Here is a 19,899-nt window from a genome sequence, read left to right as displayed (position 1 = left end):
AACAAATCTCTGCTTTTGATATTCGTCTCCGGCGTGAAAAACAAGTCGCACAAGGACATAAATATATCTTTATATCCCCGCCAAAGTGATAAAATTTTGCCTTAAATAGGGAAAAGGCGGCCAAAACGGCCGCCTCCCGACTTTCTCGATCTTCGCTTGCTTTCGAAGGACTACTTACTCAGCGTCAGCCTCGGCCGCGAGCGCCTTGACCAATTCGACAACCTTGCGTCGGACCTTGCCATCGGAAATCTTCACGAAGGCGCGGTTAAGCTGCAATCCTTCGGAAGAGGACAGAAAGTCGACGACGTAGTTGGAACTGGATGCTTCGGCCATGCCGCCGGCACCGGCTGCGTGCTCACCCGGCGCGTCCTCGAAAAAGAAGGAGACCGGGACATTGAGGATGCTGGAGATGTTCTGGAGGCGGCTGGCGCCGACGCGATTGGTGCCTTTTTCGTATTTCTGAATCTGCTGAAACGTAATTCCGAGGCTTTCGCCGAGCTTCTCCTGGCTCATACCAAGCATCGTGCGGCGGAGGCGTATGCGGCTACCGACATGAATGTCGATGGGGTTCGGCTTCTTTTTATTCTCTATCATCATTTTACCCTAACATAGGTTGAATTCAGGACCTGCCACCCGGTACCCTTCTCCACCCCTATAACGCTACGTTGCAGCCGATGCCCCCAAGGCCTCCAGTCTACGTTCAAAAGGCGGATGTCTAGCACTATGCAATTTTAGGGTTTTTTGGTCAATTCACCCTAAAAATAAAACCCATGCGCGAAATCGCAGCGATCATACCGGCTGCAGCGATGATCAACCAAAAGTATGTTTTTCTGGCCTTATCGTCGATGCGCGAAACGGTTGCGCCACCCAGAGTAGCATCAATAAAGCCTTGCTGGTTATAATCGATACCAGAAAGCAGACGTCCGTGTGCATCAACAAATGCTGAAATACCAGTATTGGCGCTCCGAATCAGCGGTAATCCCTGCTCCACCGCTCTCACTCTTGCCTGCAGGAAATGCTGGTATGGGCCTGGCGTATCGCCAAACCAGCCGTCGTTCGTAACGTTAAGGATGGCGTTGGCCTGCCTGATCTCCGGGGTCATCTCGTTCGGAAAAATGATCTCGTAACAGATCAGTGGATAGAATTTCAGACCATCCGGCATGCTCAGCAATTCCCGTTTGGCGGCCGCTGAAAACCCTCCCGGCAGTTCGATGACATTTTCGATGCCGAGATAGCCGAGGATATGTTCGAAGGGGACGTATTCTCCGAAAGGAACCAGATGGGTCTTGTCGGAGGCCCCGATGATCTGACCTCGCCCATCGATGACGTAAATGGAGTTGTAATAGCGCGGATCGACGCCGGGTCCCATATCTTCGATGCGGACGGCGCCGGTAATCAGGATCTGGTCGTCATCGAGCTGATCGGCGATGCGGGCGAGCGCGTCGCGATTGTCGGTGAGGATGAAGGGCACGGCCGTTTCCGGCCAGACGATGATGTCAGGCCGCTTGCCGCCATTGGCAGGCGGCTGCACGGAAAGTGCCAGGTGCCTGTCGAAGATGGCGGCGCGATCGGCGGCGGTGTCCATCTTGGTTTCCTGGTCGATGGAGGGTTGGACGATGCGCACGACAGGCGCCGTCTTCACACCTGCCAATGGCGCCTCCGGCTGGCTCAGTGCATAATAGCCATAGCCGAAATGGGCTGAAACGATGAGAACGGCAAGCCCGAGCCCCGGCACCCGGCCCTGGCGCGTGCCGAGCAATGCCGGTGCCGCGAAGACGAAGACGGCAAGCACGGTGACCCCGAGCACCCCGATCACATGCGCCGACTGCATCATCAGCGGAATGGGCATGGCGCCATAGCCAATGGCATTCCAGGGAAAGCCGGTGAAAAGAAAGCTGCGCAGCCATTCGAGAATGCCGAAGCTGAAGGCAAGCGCGGCGATGCGTCCCATGCCATCGGACCACAGGACACGGGCAAGCATGGTCGCGACACCGTAGAAGACCGCCAGGAAGGCGGGAAGACCGAGGATCGCGAGCGGCAAGGCCCAGGCGAACTCGTCGGCATCGATCAGCAGCGCGTGGCCGAGCCACCAGAGGCCGGCGACAAAATAACCGAAGCCGAACAGCCAACCGGTGAAGAAAGCCGGCCACAGACGCCCGAGCAGACCGCTATCCGGGCCGGCGGCAACGCCATCCAGCAGCCAGACCAGCAGCGTGAAAGAAATGAACATCGCCGCGAAGAAGCCGAAGGGCGGCAGCGCCAGCACCCCGATGGCTCCAGCAAGGATTGCAAGCAACGCACGTTTCAAACCCCAGACGAGGATCACCTTGCCCGAAAGCCATTCCATGCGCCAGCTCCGTCCAATCGCGAATCAACTGGCGGCAGTCTTTCAAAAAAGCAGCGATTTGTCCCGCTGAAGCGCCATTTATTGGCTGGCGGCATTGCGTTCGGTTGGCATTTCCTCGGCGATCGCTTCGTGTGCCAGCAAGCCGCGTTCAGACGTTCCCGCTTCGCCCTCGAGCTTTGCTGGACGACGCCGGACGGCATGACGCTTGCGCGTGATCCGTACCCGCTTGATGCGGCGCGGATCGGCATCGAGAATATGAAACTCGAAGCCCGGAAGCGCCTGCACCACCTCACCGCGCACGGGAATGCGTCCGAGCGCGGAGAAGATCAGACCACCAAGCGTATCCACCTCGTCCACCTGCTCGGCGATATCGAAATCAGGACCGATCGCAGCGGCGATCTCCTCCAGCTCGACACGGGCGTCGGCAACGAAGACGTCCTCGGAGACGCGCTTGAACATGACTTCTTCATCATCATGCTCGTCGTCGATATCGCCAACGACCATCTCGACGATGTCCTCATGCGAGGCCAGACCGTCCGTGCCGCCATATTCGTCGATGACGAGGGCCATCTGCGTGCGGTTGACCTGCATGCGGCGCAGCAGGTCGGAGGCGAGCATCGAGGGCGGCACGAAGAGGATCTTGCGGATGATGCCGGCCTCAGCCAGCGTCTTCTGCAGATCGACGCGCGAAAGATCGAAATTTGGCTTGGCGGACCGCACCGGCTTTTCGGCCGCTGGTGCTGCTGTTGCGGCGGCCGCCGTCTTAGCACTGCCACTGCGGCGCTTGTTGCGAGCCTGCTTGGCAACATAGGACAGCAGGTCGCGGATATGCACCATGCCACGCGGATCATCCAGCGTATCGGCATAGACGGGCATGCGTGAACGGCCACTTTCCTCGAAGAGGATCATCAGCTCGCCGATGGTGATATTCTGGTCCACGGCCTCGATATCGGCGCGCGGCACCATGACATCCTCGACGCGCACCTCGCGGAAGCGCAGGATATTGTGCAGCATCGCCCGCTCGTCGGCGGAGAAGGCATCGTCGCCGGCCGCGTTGGTCATCAGCGCGTCGGCAAGGTCCTCGCGCAACCGGGCGGAATCCTGTGCCGGGCGCAGAATGCGCGCGGCACGTGCCCAAAAGGAAGAGTGGGATCGCTTGCCGTTGCTACTACTGCCTACCTCGTCGGAGGAGGCCGCATCGGCTCCGTCTTTGGCCTCGGGGGCCGATCTCGTCGTAAAGTCGCTCATTGTTCCTGGTCAGACAGGGTTCAGATCAAATGGGGTCTTGTCCCGCATAGGGATCAGATAGGCCAAGACTAGCCAAAATGCGAGTCTCCAGCCCCTCCATTCTTTCGGCTTCGCTATTATTCATATGGTCGTAGCCGAAGAGATGCAAGAAACCATGCACCATCAAATGCGTGAGATGGTCGTCAAAACTCTTTTCGAGCTCCACCGCCTCACGCTCCACCGTTTCCCTGGCGATGATGATATCGCCCAGCATGGGGCCGGGCGTGCCACCGGGTTCAAGCGGAAAAGCTGGAAAGGAAAGAACGTTCGTCGCCTTGTCCTGAGAGCGCCATTCCGCATTGATCTCGCGGATCGAGGCATCGTCGGTGAAAACCAGCGACAATTCGGGCGCCATTTTTGGAAATGGCTGCTTCTCGTTTTTCTTGAGATAATTTGCAGCTTCACCCAGCACACGCTCGGCAAGCGACTGCAATATTTCTTCGGAGGGCCAATCGCCCTCCTCCACGCTGATCTGTATGTCGAGTTCGGCCATGAGCTTTCGGGCCGCAGATCAGATCTGCGGATCGCTCTCCTCGGCCTTTGCGGCATAGGTTGAATCATAGGCCCGGACGATGCGCGCCACCAGCGGATGGCGGACGACGTCCGTATCCTTGAAGCGGACGATGGTGATGCCCTCGACGCCATTCAGCAGCTCGAGCGCCTCCACCAGGCCGGACTTCACGCCGCGCGGCAAGTCGATCTGGCTCGGATCGCCTGTCACGATCATCCGCGAATTTTCGCCGAGACGTGTCAGGAACATTTTCATCTGCATGGATGTCGTGTTCTGCGCCTCATCGAGGATGACGGCGGCATTGGCAAGCGTGCGGCCACGCATGAAGGCGAGCGGCGCAATCTCGATGACGCCTGCCGTTATGGCACGTTCGACCTTGTCGCCGGGCATCATGTCGTAAAGCGCGTCGTAGAGCGGGCGTAGATAGGGATCGACCTTTTCCTTCATGTCGCCGGGCAGGAAGCCGAGGCGCTCGCCGGCTTCGACGGCCGGGCGCGACAGGATGATCTTTTCCACCGCACCGCGCTCCAGGAGCTGGGCAGCATGCGCGACGGCGAGATAGGTCTTGCCGGTACCGGCAGGGCCGACGCCGAGGACGAGCTCGGAACGCTCCAGTGCCCGCATATAGGCATCCTGCGTCGGCGTGCGCGCAATGATCGTCTTCTTGCGCGTCGAAATCTGCGCCATCGTCAACTTGGCTTTTCTCTCCATGGTCGGCAGCGTCAATTGATCGTCGGCGGCAACCGCCATGCGGATTGCCCCTTCCACATCGGAACGCTCTACATTGCCGCCTTTTTGCAGCTTGTCATAGAGGTAATCGAGCGTGCGGCGCGCCTGATTGGTGGCCAGCACATCGCCTGTTATGACGACGGAATTGCCGCGAGCGCGCGCATCTATGCCGAGGCGCTCCTCCAGAAGCTTCAGATTCTGGTCGAACTGCCCGAAAAGTTCGCTGGCGAACCGATTGTTTTCGAACGTCAGGGTGAAGTGATTGGCGTCGCTCGCGATGCGGGGCTGGCGCGATGAAGAAGAAACCAATTCCTGTCCGTTCAAGCGGTGCGGCTCCTTTGGTCCGTCCGGAACCTAGAGCAATTCAGCGAAAAGGCTGTTGGTGCTGGTTCCGGTGATTCGTACGTTTATAATGTCACCGATTTGCGATGCTTTTGCATCAACATTCACAGATTGCAGCCAAGGGGAGCGTCCAATCAACTGGCCCGGCATCCGGCCCGGCTTTTCCAGAAGGATATCCACTGTTTTGCCGACGCAAGCCTCCGCAAACGCATGCTGCTGCCGCAGGAGCAACGCCTGCAATCGCTCCAGCCGCTCGGTCTTGACCTCTTCGGGCACCTGATCCTTCAGCTCCGCACCGGGCGTGCCCGGCCGCGTCGAATATTTGAACGAGAAGGCCTGTGCATAATTCACCTCCTCGATAAGCTTCAGTGTATCCTCAAAATCCTGGTCTGTCTCCCCCGGGAAGCCGACGATAAAGTCACCAGAAAGGGCGATATCCGGGCGTGCAGTACGGATCTTCTCGATAAGCGTCAGGTATTCAGCCGCCGTATGCCGTCGGTTCATTGCCTTCAGGATGCGATCCGAGCCGGCCTGAACCGGAAGATGCAGATAGGGCATCAGCGTCCGCAGGTCGCGATGGGCACCGATCAGGCGATCATCCATGTCGCGCGGGTGGCTGGTCGTGTAGCGTAGGCGCGCGAGACCGGGGATTTGAGCGAGGCGATAGAGGAGATCGCCGAGGCTCCAGGCTTCGCCCTTCGGGCCGATGCCGTGCCATGCATTGACGTTCTGGCCGAGCAGCGTGATCTCGCGAACGCCGCCATCCACCAGCTTCTCGGCCTCCTCGACGATCTGGGAGACCGGGCGGGAGACTTCGGAGCCGCGCGTATAGGGCACGACACAGAAGGTGCAGAACTTGTCGCAGCCTTCCTGCACCGTCAGGAAGGCAGTGACGCCGCGGGCACGGATCTTCGCCTTCTCTGCGATCGGCAGGTGTTCGAACTTGTCCTCGATCGCATATTCCGTGTCGACGACGCGCTGGCCCTCCTTGGCGCGGCGAAGCGCATCCGGCAGGCGATGATAGGTCTGCGGACCGATGACGACATCGACGGCAGGCGCGCGACGCAGGATTTCCTCGCCCTCGGCCTGAGCAACGCAGCCGGTAACGCCAATCATCATCTCGCGGCCGTCGGCGGCTTTGCGCTTCTTCATTTCGCGCAGGCGGCCAAGCGCGGAATAGACCTTTTCGGCCGCCTTCTCACGGATATGGCAGGTATTCAAAAGGACGAGATCGGCCTCTTCCATGTCCTCGGTCGGCTCGTAGCCGTCACGGGCAAGCGCATCGCTCATCCGCGTGGAATCATAGACGTTCATCTGGCAGCCGTAGGTCTTGATGAAAACCTTGCGGCTGTTGGAGCCGTCGCGGGGGCCGAGCTGCAGAGTGTCGGTCGCCGGGGCGTCGAGGGTCAGGCTGTCCTTTGTCATGGGCCGCTATGTAGTGGCTTTTGCCTTCGGAGAAAATGGAAAAGTTGGAATCACCTGGAAATCAGGCGATCTCGCGCCCGAGCAGGCGGCTGGCAAGCATATTGCGGATCCGCTTGGCGATAGTGGCACTGACTTCCTTGCGATTGGTGCCGGCGCGATAATCCACCGCCTCGCCGAAACAGACGTCGACATCGATGGCACCGCACTGGATGATGCCCTTCAGGTGCGGCACAAGCTCGATATCACCGGGCCACGCCGTCAGCGGGCGATAGTAGCGGCCCATCGGCGTTCCATGGACGCGGGTATAGGCGACCGCGACCGGCTGGACATGCACGACGGCATCCGGCGTCTTCGGCAGGGCGGCAGCGGCAGCACCGAACAGCGAGGATTTGACTTCGAGCAGCCGATTGCCGTCCGAGGTCGTCCCCTCGGGAAACAGTACCATGATTTCGCCGTCTGCCATGCGGTCGGCGATCTCATTCACCTGCTCGCCGGTCTTGCGCTTCTGCTCGCGCTCGACGAAGACACTCTTCTGCCATTGTGCGAAAAGTCCGAAGATCGGCCAGTCCCGCACTTCGGACTTGGCGATGAAGGAGACGTCAGCAACCGCCGACAACACGAGAATATCGAGCCAGGACGAGTGGTTGGACGCCAGCATCAGAGGCCGGCTCGTCTCCATCTTGCCGACCACGTGGATGCGCACACCAAGCCAATAGCAGACGATGCGATGCCAGTAGCGCGGCAGATAGCGCCGAAGCTTCCAGTCAAAGCGCAGGCAGAGGATCTGCAGCGGCAGCATCACCGCGCTGACGACGCCAATGACCACGGCGGCACAGCCGATGCGCAGCCAGGTCATCAAATCGCGCGCTCCTGCATGAAAGCCTTCACGTCAACCTTCGTCCTTCTTCAGCGGGATGCCGTAAAGCTCCAGCCGGTGGTCGACGAGTTTGAAGCCATGTTCACGGGCAATGCGTTCCTGCAAAGCCTCGATCTCCGGCGAATGGAATTCGATTACCGCGCCGCTTTTCAGGTCGATCAGGTGATCGTGATGTTCCTCCGGCACGGTCTCGTAGCGGGAGCGGCCATCGCGAAAATCGTGGCGGGCAAGAAGGCCGGCATCCTCGAACAGTTTGACGGTGCGGTACACAGTGGAGATCGATATCTTGGCATCCACCTGCACGGAGCGTCGATAGAGCTCCTCGACATCCGGGTGATCGCCGGAGCTCTCGATGATGCGCGCAATGACCCGGCGCTGGTCCGTCATGCGCATGCCACGCTCGGCGCAAAGCTCCTCCAGGGATTTTACGGCATCATCCATCGATTGCTGTCTTCGGTCTGTTGGGACTGTGACAAGGGACTAGCGAAGAACGCGGCGCATGACAAGCGCCGTCGACCTCTGGCCGTTTTCGCCGACATAATAGGCCTTGCGCTCACCGACGGTTTCGAAACCGAGCTTGCGATAAAGGCCGAGGGCCGGCAGATTGCTGCCGTCGACTTCGAGAAACATGGTTTCGCCGCCGCGATTGCGGGTTTCACGCAAAGCCGCCTGCATGAGGCGCCAGCCAAGGCCGGAGCGTCCGAGTTTGGCATTGACGGCAATCGTCAGGATTTCGCCCTCGCCCGCCACATGGCGAGCCAACACGAAGCCGGGAAGCGCCTTTTTGAGGATGGCATTGGTCTGACGGGCAACGAAGCCGAAGGTGGTCTCCTGTCCGAGGAGGCCTTGAAATTCGCTCTCGTCCCATACCTGCGGGAAACGTTCACCATGCAGGAGCGCCACTTCGGCGCAATCCTTCAACTCCATCGGGACGATTTCGTATTCAGCTTTCAAGGTAAGATAGGATTCGAGCATGTCTATTGCCTGGCAACTGCGTATCCGGCCTGCGGTCTGGCATCGGGTCCGCGAAGATAAAGCGGCTTCGGCTTTTCGCCGGCAGGCTTGCCAGCGCCCAGCCGGGCGACGATGGCAATCGGAAATGCGTCTGGCCGCTCCGCAGGCGGCGCGTCGCTCAACCGGGCGACGGCCGTTCCAGTGACGATACCATCGAAGGCGCCGGCGATTGCCCGCGCTTCGTCGATCGTCACGGCCCGAGCCTCGTCCAGCGGGTTGCCATCCGCACCGAAGCTCTGGAGATAGATCTCCTCGCGCTTGGCATCGATGGCAGCCAGAACCGACTTGCCCGGATTCTGTGCCCTGGCGGTCGCGGCCATGACCTCGAGGGTCGTGATGCCGACTGCTGGAACATTGAGGGAAAGTGCAAATCCACGTGCGGCTGCAACGCCGATGCGGATGCCGGTAAAGGAACCGGGGCCGACGGTCACCACGACACGCTCGATCGCCGAAAGCGCTACGCCGGCTTTCGCCAGCGCTCCGTCGACAACGTGCATCAAATGCTCGGCATGCCCCCGTCCGATCGTTTCCGTGACCTCCCCCATCACAGAATCACTGCCGCTATCATACACAGCGGCAGCGCAATCCACACCTGCCGTGTCGAGCGCCAGTACGATCATGTCAAATTTTCCGAAAAGCCTGAATATTAAACGGCTTCGACTTCCTGAACTTCGGGCACGAAATGGCGCAGCAGGTTCTGCACGCCGTGCTTCAACGTCGCCGTCGAGGACGGGCAGCCGGCGCAGGAACCCTTCATGTTGAGGTAGACCTTGCCGTCACGGAAGCCGCGGAAGGTGATGTCGCCGCCATCCTGGGCAACGGCCGGGCGAACGCGCGTCTCCAGCAGCTCCTTGATGGTCAGCACGATCGATTCATCGCCTTCATCGAAGAATTCGCCGCCGGCATCCTGCACTTCGGAGAGAACCGACGCCGAGCCCATGACCGGCTTGCCGGACATGAAATGCTCCATGATCGAACCGAGGATAGCCGGCTTCAGATGTTGCCACTCTTGATTTTCCTTGGAAACGGAAATGAAGTCGTAGCCGAAGTAAACGCCGATGACGCCCGAGATTTCGAAGAGGCGGGCAGCCAGCGGCGAAGCTTCGGCTTCCTCGGCGCTACGGAACTCGGCCGTGCCGCTTTCCATCACCACTTTGCCCGGCAGGAACTTGAGGGTCGCGGGGTTCGGCGTCGCTTCGGTCTGAATGAACATCTTGATCTCCATGCGGCGGGCGAAAACCCTGTCCCGACTTTAGAATATTTCAAAAGAAGATAGGCCTTTTGGCCATTCTATTCAAGAGAATGTTTCTCAAGAAATGGCGTCGATCCATCAGCTCAGCGCGTCGATTTCCTCGTTACTCAGCGTGTCTGGAAGCACCGTCACCGGGATCGGAAAGGCAGCTGCGCGACCGGCGATCGACGACACCAGCGGGCCGGGACCTTCCTTGGCGGAACCGGCGGCAAGGACGAGAAGAGCGATATCCCGGTCATCCTCGATGACGGCATTGATCTGCTCGGCGGCAGCGCCCTCGCGGATGACGATTTCCGCATCGATGCCGATGTTTTCGCGCACGGCCTGCGCCGCCTTTGCGGTTGCTGCCTCGGCCTCCTCGCGCGCTTCCGCCCGCATGATCTCCTCGACCCCAAGCCATTGCTGGAAGTCGCCCTCGGGGATCACATAGAGCAGAACGAGGCCGCCATTGGAGTTCTTGGCGCGCCGGCCGGCATAATGGACGGCACGCTGGCATTCTGGGGTGCCGTCGATGACCGCCATGAACTTGCGGCGATGACCTTCGAGCCGTGAGAGACGTTTTGAAACCATGCGGCGATTCTGACACCCGAAGACGACGTTTTGCAAGCCCCCGATTCAGGCGGCGGCCTGCATGCCGATATCAATAGAGAAAGCCGATAATATCGCGAACCTGCTTCATGGTCACATCAGCGCGAGCGCGGGCGCGGGCGCCGCCATCGCGCAGCACGGCGTCGATATGGCCGGGATCGGCCATCAGGCGGCGCATTTCCGTCGTGATCGGCGAGAGCACATGTACGGCGAGATCGACCAGCGCCGGCTTGAAGACGGAGAACTGCTGGCCGCCGAATTCGGAGAGAACCTCCGCCTTCGACTTGTCGGCAAGGGCTGCGTAGATGCCCACCAGATTGTCGGCTTCCGGACGACCGGCGAGACCGGCGATTTCGCTCGGCAAGCCATCCGGATCTGTCTTGGCCTTGCGGATTTTCTTGGAGATGTTTTCCTCATCATCGAGCAGGTTGATGCGTGAGAGGTCCGACGCGTCGGATTTCGACATCTTCTTCGTGCCGTCACGTAGCGACATGACGCGCGGCGCCGGGCCATCGATCAGGGGCTCGACCATCGGGAAATAGGCATGCACCGGCTCGTCGCCGACTGATATGTCGATGCCGTATCCCGTGCGGCGAATATGCTCCATGTAGTCCAGATTGAACTTCATCGCGATGTCGCGGGTCAGCTCCAGATGCTGCTTCTGGTCGTCGCCGACCGGAACATGAGTGGCGCGATAGAGCAGAATGTCGGCGGCCATCAGGCTCGGATAGGCATAAAGACCGAGCGAGGCCTGCTCGCGGTCCTTGCCGGCCTTGTCCTTGAACTGCGTCATGCGGTTCATCCAGCCGATACGGGCGACGCAGTTGAAGATCCAGGCAAGCTCGGCATGGCCGGGCACGGCCGACTGATTGAAGACGATATGCTTTTCCGGGTCGATGCCGGCGGCAAGGAAGGCCGCGGTGATCGAGCGCGTCTGGTTCGGCATGTCCTCATGCACGAGCTGAGCGGTCAGCGCATGCATGTCGACGACGCAATAGATGCAGTCGTTGTTGGCCTGCAGGGCCACGAACTTGCGGATCGCGCCAAGATAGTTACCGAGGTGGAGGTTGCCGGTCGGCTGAACGCCGGAGAATACGAGCGGCTTGAATTCGGTCATGTCGTCCTCAAAAGGCTTGTGGAGGGCCTGGGCGAGCTCACACTCGACCCCTGGTTTCGAGCGGCTTATGCACGCGGGATCGGCGGGGATCAAGAGGCCATGTGACAGAGTTTCACGAAGAATGCTGGATCAGGTCCCAGGTGTTGCCATAGGGATCGGCGAAGACGGCCACCGTGCCATAGACCTCATGGCGCGGCTCCTCCAGAAAACGCACGCCCTTTGCCTTCATCGCGGCATGATCGCGGGCGAAATCATCGGTCTTGAGAAAGAAGCCGACGCGGCCACCGGTCTGATTGCCGATCGCTGCGCGCTGGCTGTCGCTGGCGGCTTGAGCGAGCAATAGCGCGGCGCCCTCGGTGCCTTTCGGCCTGACGACAACCCAGCGCTTACCTTCCGGCTGCACCTCGTCAGCCAAGCACTCGAAGCCAAGGGCATCGCAATAGAAGGCTTTGGCACAGTCGTAATCATCGATGACGAGGGCGACGAGAAAGAGGGATTGGGGCATGGGGCTCCGCTTCTGGCAAAATCGTCCCCTCGCCCCGCTTGCGGGGAGAGGGCTAGGGTGAGGGTGAGGGTGAGGGGCCATATACAAACGTTCGGCTTGGGCAGACTATCTTGGCCAGCCACAAATATGGCGGTGCCTGCATATTTTATTTCGGCGGGAACATCGGTGAAAGCCCCTCATCCGACTTGCCGCCTTCTCCCCGCATTGCGGGGCGAAGGAGCCTTGTTATTCCCCGTTCACCGCCTTCGCATCCGACGCTGGCGCCGGGCGCTTGCGCTTCAAATTGCGGCGTACCATGCCCAAATCCACGCCGCCGATCAGGAAGGCGACAATGAAATAAACCGCCATCGCAATCAATATGAGCAGGCCCAGGACGCCGGTCTTGGTGAGCAGCGTCGCGCCGGACCCCAGAAGCGGCTCCCACCGATGAGACAAATATACGATGACGCCGCCCATGACGGCGGAGGAGACGAGCAGCATGACGGTGCGGCGCACCAGCGACCATTCCCAGACAAGATGCCCGCGGCGATAGAGCGTAACGAAGAGCTGTACAGCGTTCAGCCATCCGGCAACCGCCTCGGCGAGCGCAATGCCGCGTTCGGCCAGCACCGGGAAAAGCAGGATGGACAGCGCCGAATTGACGGCGACGGCGACCGCCGTGTAGCGCATCGGCGATTTCGTATCTTCGCGGGCATAAAAGCCGGGCTGCAAGGCCTTGATCAGAACGAAAGCCGGCAGGCCCAGGCCGAAGATGGCGAGGATGGAGCCGACCAGCGTTGTATTGTTCGCGTTAAAGGCGCCGCGCTCGTAAAGCACGCGGATGATATCGTCGGAGAGCAGCCACAGGGCGACGGCGGCCGGCAACGTCAGGAACAGCACGAATTCGATCGAGCGGTTCTGGATATTGGCGGCTTCCTTGATATGGCCCGACTTCAGCGAACGCGCCAATTCCGGCAGAAGCACGATTCCGACCGCGACGCCGACGACGCCGAGCGGCAGCTGGTAGATGCGGTCTGCATATTGCAGGGCGGCGATCGCGCCTTCCTTGCCCGAGGCAATTGCCTGGCCGATCACCAGATTGATCTGAGTGACGCCGCCGGTGATGGCCGCTGGAATCGCAAGAAGCAGGAGCCGCTTGACATTGGGCGTGAAGCGCGGAAAGCGCAGGCTGATACTGATGCCCGCATGACGCACGCCGATATAGACGACGGCCAGCTGCAGCACGCCTGCCACCAGTACCGACCAGGACAGGTACCAGGCGGTGGTCAGCGGATCGGCACCGAAATAGATCGCGTAGAACAGCGCGCTGATCATCACCAGGTTGAGGAAGATCGGAGCGACGGCGGCGGCGAAGAAATGATGCAGCGAATTCAGCATGCCGCTCATCATCGCCGTCAGCGACATCGACATGAGATAGGGGAACATCACGGCCGCCAACCGGACCGTCAGGTCGAATTTCTCGGCATCGTCGGCGAAACCAGGCGCGATGACCCAACGCACCAAGAGCGGCATGGCGAGTTCCATGACGATGGTGATCAGCAGCAGGACCGAGAAGAGAACGCCGAAGACTTCTTCCGAAAAGCGCTTGGCGCCCTCGATGCCGTGCGCCTCGATTTCCTTGGCAAAGAGCGGCACGAAGGCTGCGTTGAAGGCACCCTCGGCAAACAGCCGGCGGAAGAGGTTCGGAAAGCGGAAGGCGGCGTAGAAGACGTCTGCCATCGGCCCCGTGCCGAGGGCGGCGGCCATCAAGGTTTCGCGGGCGAAGCCGAAGATGCGGCTGCCGAGCGTCGCGCCACCGACGGTGATGAATTTCTTGACTAGGCTCATGCGGCTGAACCGGCTTTCTTCTCGGTGTCTGACTTTTCGACGGCGACGCCGCGCGTGGCGGCGGGCGCGATGATGCCGGAGGGCATGCGCTCGCGCATTTCATCCTCCTCGCCGGCCATGACGGCTTTCAGGCGGGCGGTGATATAGGCTCGCCTGTTCTCGTTGGAAATCTTCTGGCCCACCAGGTCGGCGACATAGAAGGTATCGATGACCTTCTCTCCGAAAGTGGTGATGCGGGCAGACTGGATATCGAGCGACAGGTCCGAAAGAACGGCGGTGATTTCCGACAGCAGGCCGGGGCGGTCGAGGCATTCGACCTCGATGACCGTGAATTTGTTGGAGAGGCTATTGGTGATGATGACAGACGGTGGGATGACGAAAGCCTTGTTCTTGCGGCGGTTCTTCGTCCGCGTTGCGATGACCTCCGGCAGCCGTTTGCGGCCGGCCAGCACATCCTCGATCATCTTGCCGATGGTCGCGGCACGACGCAGTTCGTCGGCGTCGTCGGGAAATTCGCGGCTGACATGGATGGTGTCGAGCGCGCGGCCATCCGATGTCGTGAAGATCTGCGCGTCCGCGATGTTGGCCCCGGCCGCGGCGCAGGCACCGGCGATCACGGTCAAAAGACGCGGATGGTCGGGCGAAAGCACGGTGATCTCGGTGATCGCGTGGAAGCTGTCGGTGCGCACCATGGTGGCGAGGACCTTGCCCGCCTTGTCGGATTCACGCATAAACTGCGTATGACGGATCTGATCTTCCAGCGGCACGGACAGCAGATAGGGCTGATAGTGCAGCTTGACGTAGGCCTTGCGCTCCTTCTGGCTCCAATCGGCAAGTGCGTGTTCCAGCGCTTCGGCGGCAGCCTCCGCCCGTTCCTTGCGCGACACTTCGGAGAACCCGCCTGACAGCAGCAGCTCGGTTTCATAATAGAGCGTGCGCAGCAGCTGACCCTTCCAGCCGTTCCAGACGCCAGGGCCGACGGCCCGGATGTCGCAGACGGTCAGGATCAGCAGCATCTTCAGCCGGTCGAGCGACTGCACCCGGTCGGCAAAATCGATGATGGTCTTGCGGTCGGTCAAGTCGCGCGTCTGGGCGACCATCGACATGGTCAGGTGTTCCGCGATCAGCCAGACCACCAGCTCCGTCTGCTTCGGCGAAAGGCCGAAGCGCGGGCAGAGCTTGCGCGCAACTGCGGCACCGGCTTCCGAGTGGTCTTCCTCGCGGCCCTTGGCGATATCGTGCAACAGGACGGCGACATAGAGCGCATCGCGATCCTCGATATTGGGCATCAGCTTGTTGGTGAGCGGATGAATATCCTCGGCCTTGCCCTTGTCGATCTCCGACAGCACCTCGACGGCGCGGATCAGATGCTCGTCCACCGTATAGTGGTGAACATGTTGAACTGCATCATCGAGACGATCTTGCCGAATTCCGGAATGAAGCGGCCAAGCACGCCGGCCTCGTTCATGCGGCGCAGGATCAGCGCTGGATCGCGCTTCGAGGTAAGGATGGAAAGGAAAAGCCGGTTCGCCTCCTCGTTTTCGCGCAGATCGTTGTCGATCAGGCTCAGCGAGCGGGTGACACGCTTCAACGCATCCGGATGGAATTCGAGGCCGTTGATGTCGGCCACGAAGAAGAGCCGGATGAGACTGACCGGATCGCGCTTGAAGACATCGGGATTGGCAAGCGCGATGCGGCCGCGATCCTCGACGAACTCGACAGTGCCGGGGATCTTGCGCGAACGGTTGGCAAAGCGGCTGATGACGCCGGTGAGGCCCGGAGTTGCCTTCGCCTGCTGGTCCTCCAATGCGGCGCAGAGGATGCGGGTGAGATCGCCGACATCCTTGGCGACAAGGAAATAGTGCTTCATGAACCGCTCGACGGCCGAAAGGCCCGGGCGGGCGTTATAGTCGAGGGCTGCGGCGATATCGCGCTGGATATCGAAGGAAAGCCGCTCCTCCGCCTTGCCGGTCAGGAAATGCATGTGGCAGCGCACGGCCCAGAGGAAATCCTCGGCCTTCTCGAAGAGACGATATTCCTGCTTCGAGAGCACGCCGAGCTTCACCAGCTCGGCGGGATCTCGTACGTGATAATAATATTTCGAGATCCAGAACAGCGTGTGCAGGTCGCGCAGGCCACCCTTGCCTTCCTTGACGTTCGGCTCGACCAGATAGCGGGTGTCGCCGGCCTTGCGGTGGCGCTCGTCGCGTTCGGCGAGCTTGGCGGCGATGAATTCCGGGCCGGTATTGGTGACGATTTCCTTGTCGAAGCGCGCCTGCAGCTCGCGCTCCAGCGCGACATTGCCGCAGATATAGCGGGTTTCGAGGATGGCGGTGCGCACCGTCATGTCGGACTTGGCCTCGCGGATGCACTCCTCGACCGTGCGCGTGGCGTGGCCAACTTTGAAGCCCATGTCCCAAAGCATATAGAGAATGAATTCGACCGCCTTGTGCGTCTCACTCGCCGGCTTTGGCTGGAAAAGGAAGAGAAGGTCGATATCGGAGCCCGGCGCCAGCGTATCGCGGCCATAACCGCCGACGGCGGTGACGGAAAATGCGCCTGCCTGCTTCGGATAGACGTGGCGGACGGTGAAGTCGTAGATGACGGTGATGATCTGGTCCTGCAGCCAGGAAATCCGGTGCGCGCAATTGAGCCCGCTGCCGTCGGCCATCAGCAATCGCCGTGCCTCTTCCCGTCCATCCTGGCTTGCCTTTTTCAACAGCGCCAGCAGCGCGGAGCGCTCATCGTTCTTATCCAGGCCGCGTTTGGCGAGAGCCTCGCACTCCGCCTTCAGCGCGGATACATCGAGAATGGTCGAAAAATCGATATGATGCGTTTCCATGCTCTGCCGATCGGCTTTCTCTTCGCTGACCGCGGCCCGTTGCCGGCGCGCCTGTCTTTTCGTCTGCATGCGCTATAGCCTCTTTGACCCGCGATTAACACAGGCATTCTGGGCCTGGTCTTTCCATGATTTCTACCGGGCCAAAGTTGACGAAGCGTGACGGCAATCGACGCAGAAGCCGGCGGTTTTAGGGCCTTGCCGGCTCGATCGCCCGTCTGAGCTCGTTCAAGCTATATAATATGTTTCGCGACTGGGCGCCGATCTGCGTCACCATTTCGCGCTCGCATTCCCAATAACCGGCCTTGGCGATCTTCGAGCAAATATCGGAAATACGGCTGCAGGACAGCGTGATATCGAGCAGACCTCGATCGGAGTCACAATCCGGGGGCTCTCCCTCGCCGCAAATCTTGCCGCGCGCAGCGATCGGAGAGAAGCGCTCACCCAGAATGCGGACTTCGGCGAGAAGAACTTCGAGATACATCATATTGCCCTTGGAATATCGCCTGTGGTCAGCTGCTTCTAGTAAGCGTTTTCTTCAGTTCATAGAGCACGTCCAGAGCGGCGCGCGGCGTCAGATCGTCAAGATCCAGCGCTTTAAGCCTCTCCTCGACCTTGGACGGCTCGCGCCGGCCAACTGCCTCCTCCCGGCGGACGGCCACTTGGAAGAGAGGCAGATCATCGATGAGCTGGCTTGCCGGATTCTTGCGGTCGGCATCTTCCAGCCGCGTCAGGACATCGCGCGCACGCGCCACCACGGACGCCGGAAGGCCGGCGAGGCGCGCCACCTGAATGCCATAGGAGCGATCGGCAGCCCCCGGCCCGACCTCGTGCAGGAAGATGACGTCGCCATCCCATTCCTTGACGCGCATGGTGGCATTGGAGAGCCGACCGAGCTTTTCCGACAGCACCGTCAACTCGTGGAAATGCGTGGCGAAAAGGCCGCGGCATCGATTGGCCTCGTGCAGATGCTCGACGGCTGCCCAGGCGATCGAAAGGCCGTCGAAGGTCGCGGTACCACGGCCGATTTCGTCGAGGATGACGAGCGAACGTTCCGTCGCCTGATTGAGGATCGCCGCCGTCTCGACCATCTCGACCATGAAGGTCGAACGGCCTCGGGCCAGATCGTCGGAAGCGCCGACGCGCGAGAACAGCCGATCGACGATGCCGATATGAGCCGAAGCGGCCGGCACGAAGGAGCCCATCTGCGCGAGAATGGCAATCAAAGCATTCTGGCGCAGGAAGGTCGATTTACCGCCCATATTCGGGCCGGTCAGCAGCCAGATGGCGCCATCCTTGCCGCCGGATTTCGGCGAGAGATCGCAATTGTTGGCGACGAACGGACCGCCGGCCTGACGTCGGAGCGCCTGCTCCACCACCGGATGGCGACCGCCCTCGATGGCGAACATGCGGCTGCCATCGACGATGGGTCGGCAATAGGCCTGCTCCTCGGCAAGGAGCGCAAGGCCGGCTGCAACATCGATCACCGACAGCGCGCGGGCGCCCGCCTTGATCGCCTCGGCAGCAGCCACCACGGCCGCGACCATACGGTCGAAGGCCTCGAGCTCGATCGCCAGTGCCTTGTCAGCGGCATTGGCGATGCGGCTTTCGAGATCGGCAAGTTCGGTCGTGGTGAAACGCATGGCATTCGCCATGGTCTGGCGATGGATGAAGCGCGCCTTGGCTTCGCTCGTATCGGTCATCGGACCGGCATTGCCGGCCGTGACCTCGATGAAATAGCCGAGCACATTGTTATGCTTGATCTTCAGCGACTTGATGCCGGTCTCCTCTGCATATTGCAGCTGCAGGCCGGCGATGACGCGGCGCGACTGATCGCGGAGTGCCCGCACTTCGTCGAGCTCGGCATTCGCCCCTTCACGCAGGAAACCGCCATCACGCTTCAGCAGGGGCAGCTCGTCGGCAAGTGTCGCGGCGAGCATCGCTTCAAGATCGGCGGGCAAGGCAACGAGCCCACCCAATGCAGCCTTCAGCTCTTCCGGCAGAAGTGCAGTTCCGAGCATGCGGGCAACGTCGGTTGCGGCTGCCAAGCCCTGGCGGATCGCCCAGAGATCGCGGGGGCCGCCGCGATCGAGTGCGAGGCGCGACAGGGCGCGCGGCATGTCAGGCACATGCTTCAATGCCGAACGCAAATCGCTGCAGAGCGACGGCTCCTCGGTCAGAAAGCCGATCGAATCCAGACGCTCATTGATACGGACAGGGTCGGTCAGCGGCGACATCAGCCGCTCGGCGAGGAGGCGAGCACCGCCGCCGGTCACGGTGCGATCGATCGCCTTCAGCAGCGAGCCATTGCGGTCGCCGGAAAGCGTGCGCACCAGTTCCAGATTGGCGCGGGTGGCGGGATCGATGAAAAGCGTGGAGGCGCCGCTTTCACGCTCCGGCAATCCCAGCGGCGGCCGCTCGGCAAGCTGGGTCTTTTCGACATAGGCGATCGCGGCGGCGGCGGCTGCCAGTTCGGCGCGGGTGAACGTGCCGAAACCATCGAGCGTCGACACGCCGAAGTAACGGGTGATTCGCCCCTCAGCGCTGGCGCTGTCGAACAGCACGGCCGGCTGCGGGACTGCCGTACGGCCAAGGATGTCGAAAACAGGCTTCAATTCCGGATCGTGGAACATGGTATCCGGCAGGATCAGCTCTCTCGGATCGATGCGCAGGATATCGGCGAGCAGCCTTGACGCCTCCGTCTCGGCAAGGCGGAAAACGCCCGTCGAAATATCGATCCAGGCGAGCGCCAGCTGCGGCTCGGCACCGCCGCGAATGCGTGTCAGAGCCATCAGATAATTGGATTCCGAAGGCGAAAGCAGCTTCTCTTCGGTGATCGTGCCGGGCGTCACCAGACGCACGACATCGCGCCGCACCACCGACTTGCCGCCGCGCTTCTTGGCTTCCGCCGGATCTTCCACCTGTTCGCAGACGGCGACGCGGAAGCCAAGGGCGATCAGCTTTTGCAGATAATCATCGGCGGCGTGAACAGGCACGCCGCACATCGGGATATCCTGCCCCATGTGCTGGCCGCGCTTCGTCAGCGTGATCCCGAGCGCACGCGAGGCATCGATGGCGTCTTCGAAGAACAGCTCGTAGAAGTCGCCCATGCGGTAGAACAGCAGCGAACCGGGATTGTTCGCCTTGATCTCGATATATTGCTCCATCATCGGAGTAGCCGAAGCGCGGCTTTCCTCCGAGGCAAGCTCGGCGGCCGAGAAAGCATCGATGCTGGCGTT

At 60.8% G+C, this 19,899-nt stretch carries 17 protein-coding genes and 1 pseudogene; all 18 read right to left on the bottom strand.

Annotated elements, in window-relative coordinates; all coding sequences use genetic code 11:
• Positions 1-174: 174 nt before the first annotated feature.
• The 18 genes and pseudogenes from ACK83U_RS00230 to mutS all read right to left on the bottom strand — a co-directional run bounded on the left by ACK83U_RS00230 (position 175) and on the right by mutS (position 19,830).
• Entirely contained in the window at positions 175-594 is a 420-nt protein-coding gene (locus ACK83U_RS00230) for a helix-turn-helix domain-containing protein (RefSeq protein WP_041677790.1), read from the bottom strand.
• A 151-nt stretch (positions 595-745) separates the two neighbouring features.
• Positions 746-2,347 (bottom strand): apolipoprotein N-acyltransferase, encoded by a 1,602-nt coding sequence (lnt, locus tag ACK83U_RS00225; RefSeq protein WP_112609409.1) that lies wholly within the window; start codon positions 2,345-2,347, stop codon positions 746-748.
• A 78-nt stretch (positions 2,348-2,425) separates the two neighbouring features.
• Complete coding sequence (locus tag ACK83U_RS00220; RefSeq protein ID WP_112336669.1) at positions 2,426-3,595, bottom strand: hemolysin family protein; 1,170 nt, start codon at positions 3,593-3,595, stop codon at positions 2,426-2,428.
• A gap of 25 nt (positions 3,596-3,620) precedes the next feature.
• On the bottom strand, positions 3,621-4,127 hold the full coding sequence (gene ybeY, locus ACK83U_RS00215; RefSeq protein WP_112609407.1) for an rRNA maturation RNase YbeY: 507 nt from the start codon (positions 4,125-4,127) through the stop codon (positions 3,621-3,623).
• An 18-nt stretch (positions 4,128-4,145) separates the two neighbouring features.
• Positions 4,146-5,198: a PhoH family protein gene (locus tag ACK83U_RS00210; RefSeq protein ID WP_015338632.1), complete on the bottom strand. Its 1,053-nt coding sequence runs from the start codon at positions 5,196-5,198 to the stop codon at positions 4,146-4,148.
• A gap of 30 nt (positions 5,199-5,228) precedes the next feature.
• On the bottom strand, positions 5,229-6,641 hold the full coding sequence (gene miaB / locus ACK83U_RS00205) for a tRNA (N6-isopentenyl adenosine(37)-C2)-methylthiotransferase MiaB (protein WP_112609405.1): 1,413 nt from the start codon (positions 6,639-6,641) through the stop codon (positions 5,229-5,231).
• Positions 6,642-6,702: 61 nt separating this feature from the next.
• The gene (locus ACK83U_RS00200; protein ID WP_112420112.1) at positions 6,703-7,500 is read right to left on the bottom strand and encodes a lysophospholipid acyltransferase family protein; all 798 of its coding nucleotides are present in this window, start codon (positions 7,498-7,500) and stop codon (positions 6,703-6,705) included.
• A 30-nt stretch (positions 7,501-7,530) separates the two neighbouring features.
• Positions 7,531-7,959, bottom strand: a complete 429-nt coding sequence (locus ACK83U_RS00195; RefSeq protein WP_112336673.1) for a Fur family transcriptional regulator — start codon at positions 7,957-7,959, stop codon at positions 7,531-7,533.
• Between the two features lie 39 nt (positions 7,960-7,998).
• Positions 7,999-8,493, bottom strand: a complete 495-nt coding sequence (locus ACK83U_RS00190; protein WP_112609403.1) for a GNAT family N-acetyltransferase — start codon at positions 8,491-8,493, stop codon at positions 7,999-8,001.
• Between the two features lie 2 nt (positions 8,494-8,495).
• On the bottom strand, positions 8,496-9,152 hold the full coding sequence (gene tsaB / locus ACK83U_RS00185; protein WP_112413381.1) for a tRNA (adenosine(37)-N6)-threonylcarbamoyltransferase complex dimerization subunit type 1 TsaB: 657 nt from the start codon (positions 9,150-9,152) through the stop codon (positions 8,496-8,498).
• 26 nt (positions 9,153-9,178) lie between these two features.
• Positions 9,179-9,745 carry a NifU family protein gene (locus tag ACK83U_RS00180; RefSeq protein ID WP_112609474.1) on the bottom strand — a complete coding sequence of 189 codons (567 nt, stop codon included), beginning with the start codon at positions 9,743-9,745 and terminating at the stop codon, positions 9,179-9,181.
• 117 nt (positions 9,746-9,862) lie between these two features.
• Positions 9,863-10,354, bottom strand: coding sequence for a universal stress protein (locus ACK83U_RS00175; RefSeq protein ID WP_075855409.1), 492 nt, complete (start codon positions 10,352-10,354; stop codon positions 9,863-9,865).
• A gap of 70 nt (positions 10,355-10,424) precedes the next feature.
• Complete coding sequence (gene trpS, locus ACK83U_RS00170) at positions 10,425-11,489, bottom strand: tryptophan--tRNA ligase (protein ID WP_112609401.1); 1,065 nt, start codon at positions 11,487-11,489, stop codon at positions 10,425-10,427.
• 112 nt (positions 11,490-11,601) lie between these two features.
• A complete protein-coding gene (locus ACK83U_RS00165) occupies positions 11,602-11,994 on the bottom strand; it encodes a VOC family protein (RefSeq protein WP_112609399.1) in 393 nt (130 codons plus the stop codon).
• Between the two features lie 225 nt (positions 11,995-12,219).
• On the bottom strand, positions 12,220-13,821 hold the full coding sequence (gene murJ / locus ACK83U_RS00160; protein WP_112609397.1) for a murein biosynthesis integral membrane protein MurJ: 1,602 nt from the start codon (positions 13,819-13,821) through the stop codon (positions 12,220-12,222).
• Positions 13,818-16,732, bottom strand: a pseudogene (locus ACK83U_RS00155) ([protein-PII] uridylyltransferase). The gene murJ and the pseudogene ACK83U_RS00155 overlap by 4 nt, the downstream one beginning before the upstream one ends.
• A 118-nt stretch (positions 16,733-16,850) precedes the next feature.
• Positions 16,851-17,144 carry a hypothetical protein gene (locus tag ACK83U_RS00150; RefSeq protein ID WP_015338620.1) on the bottom strand — a complete coding sequence of 98 codons (294 nt, stop codon included), beginning with the start codon at positions 17,142-17,144 and terminating at the stop codon, positions 16,851-16,853.
• 28 nt (positions 17,145-17,172) lie between these two features.
• Positions 17,173-19,830 (bottom strand): DNA mismatch repair protein MutS, encoded by a 2,658-nt coding sequence (mutS, locus tag ACK83U_RS00145; protein WP_412474873.1) that lies wholly within the window; start codon positions 19,828-19,830, stop codon positions 17,173-17,175.
• Positions 19,831-19,899: the final 69 nt, after the last annotated feature.

Origin of the sequence: Rhizobium sp. WW22 (assembly GCF_047041135.1) — a bacterium.
Lineage (GTDB): Bacteria > Pseudomonadota > Alphaproteobacteria > Rhizobiales > Rhizobiaceae > Rhizobium.
Note: the sequence above shows the minus strand (reverse complement) of the source record. Positions and strands in the feature narration are given on the sequence as shown.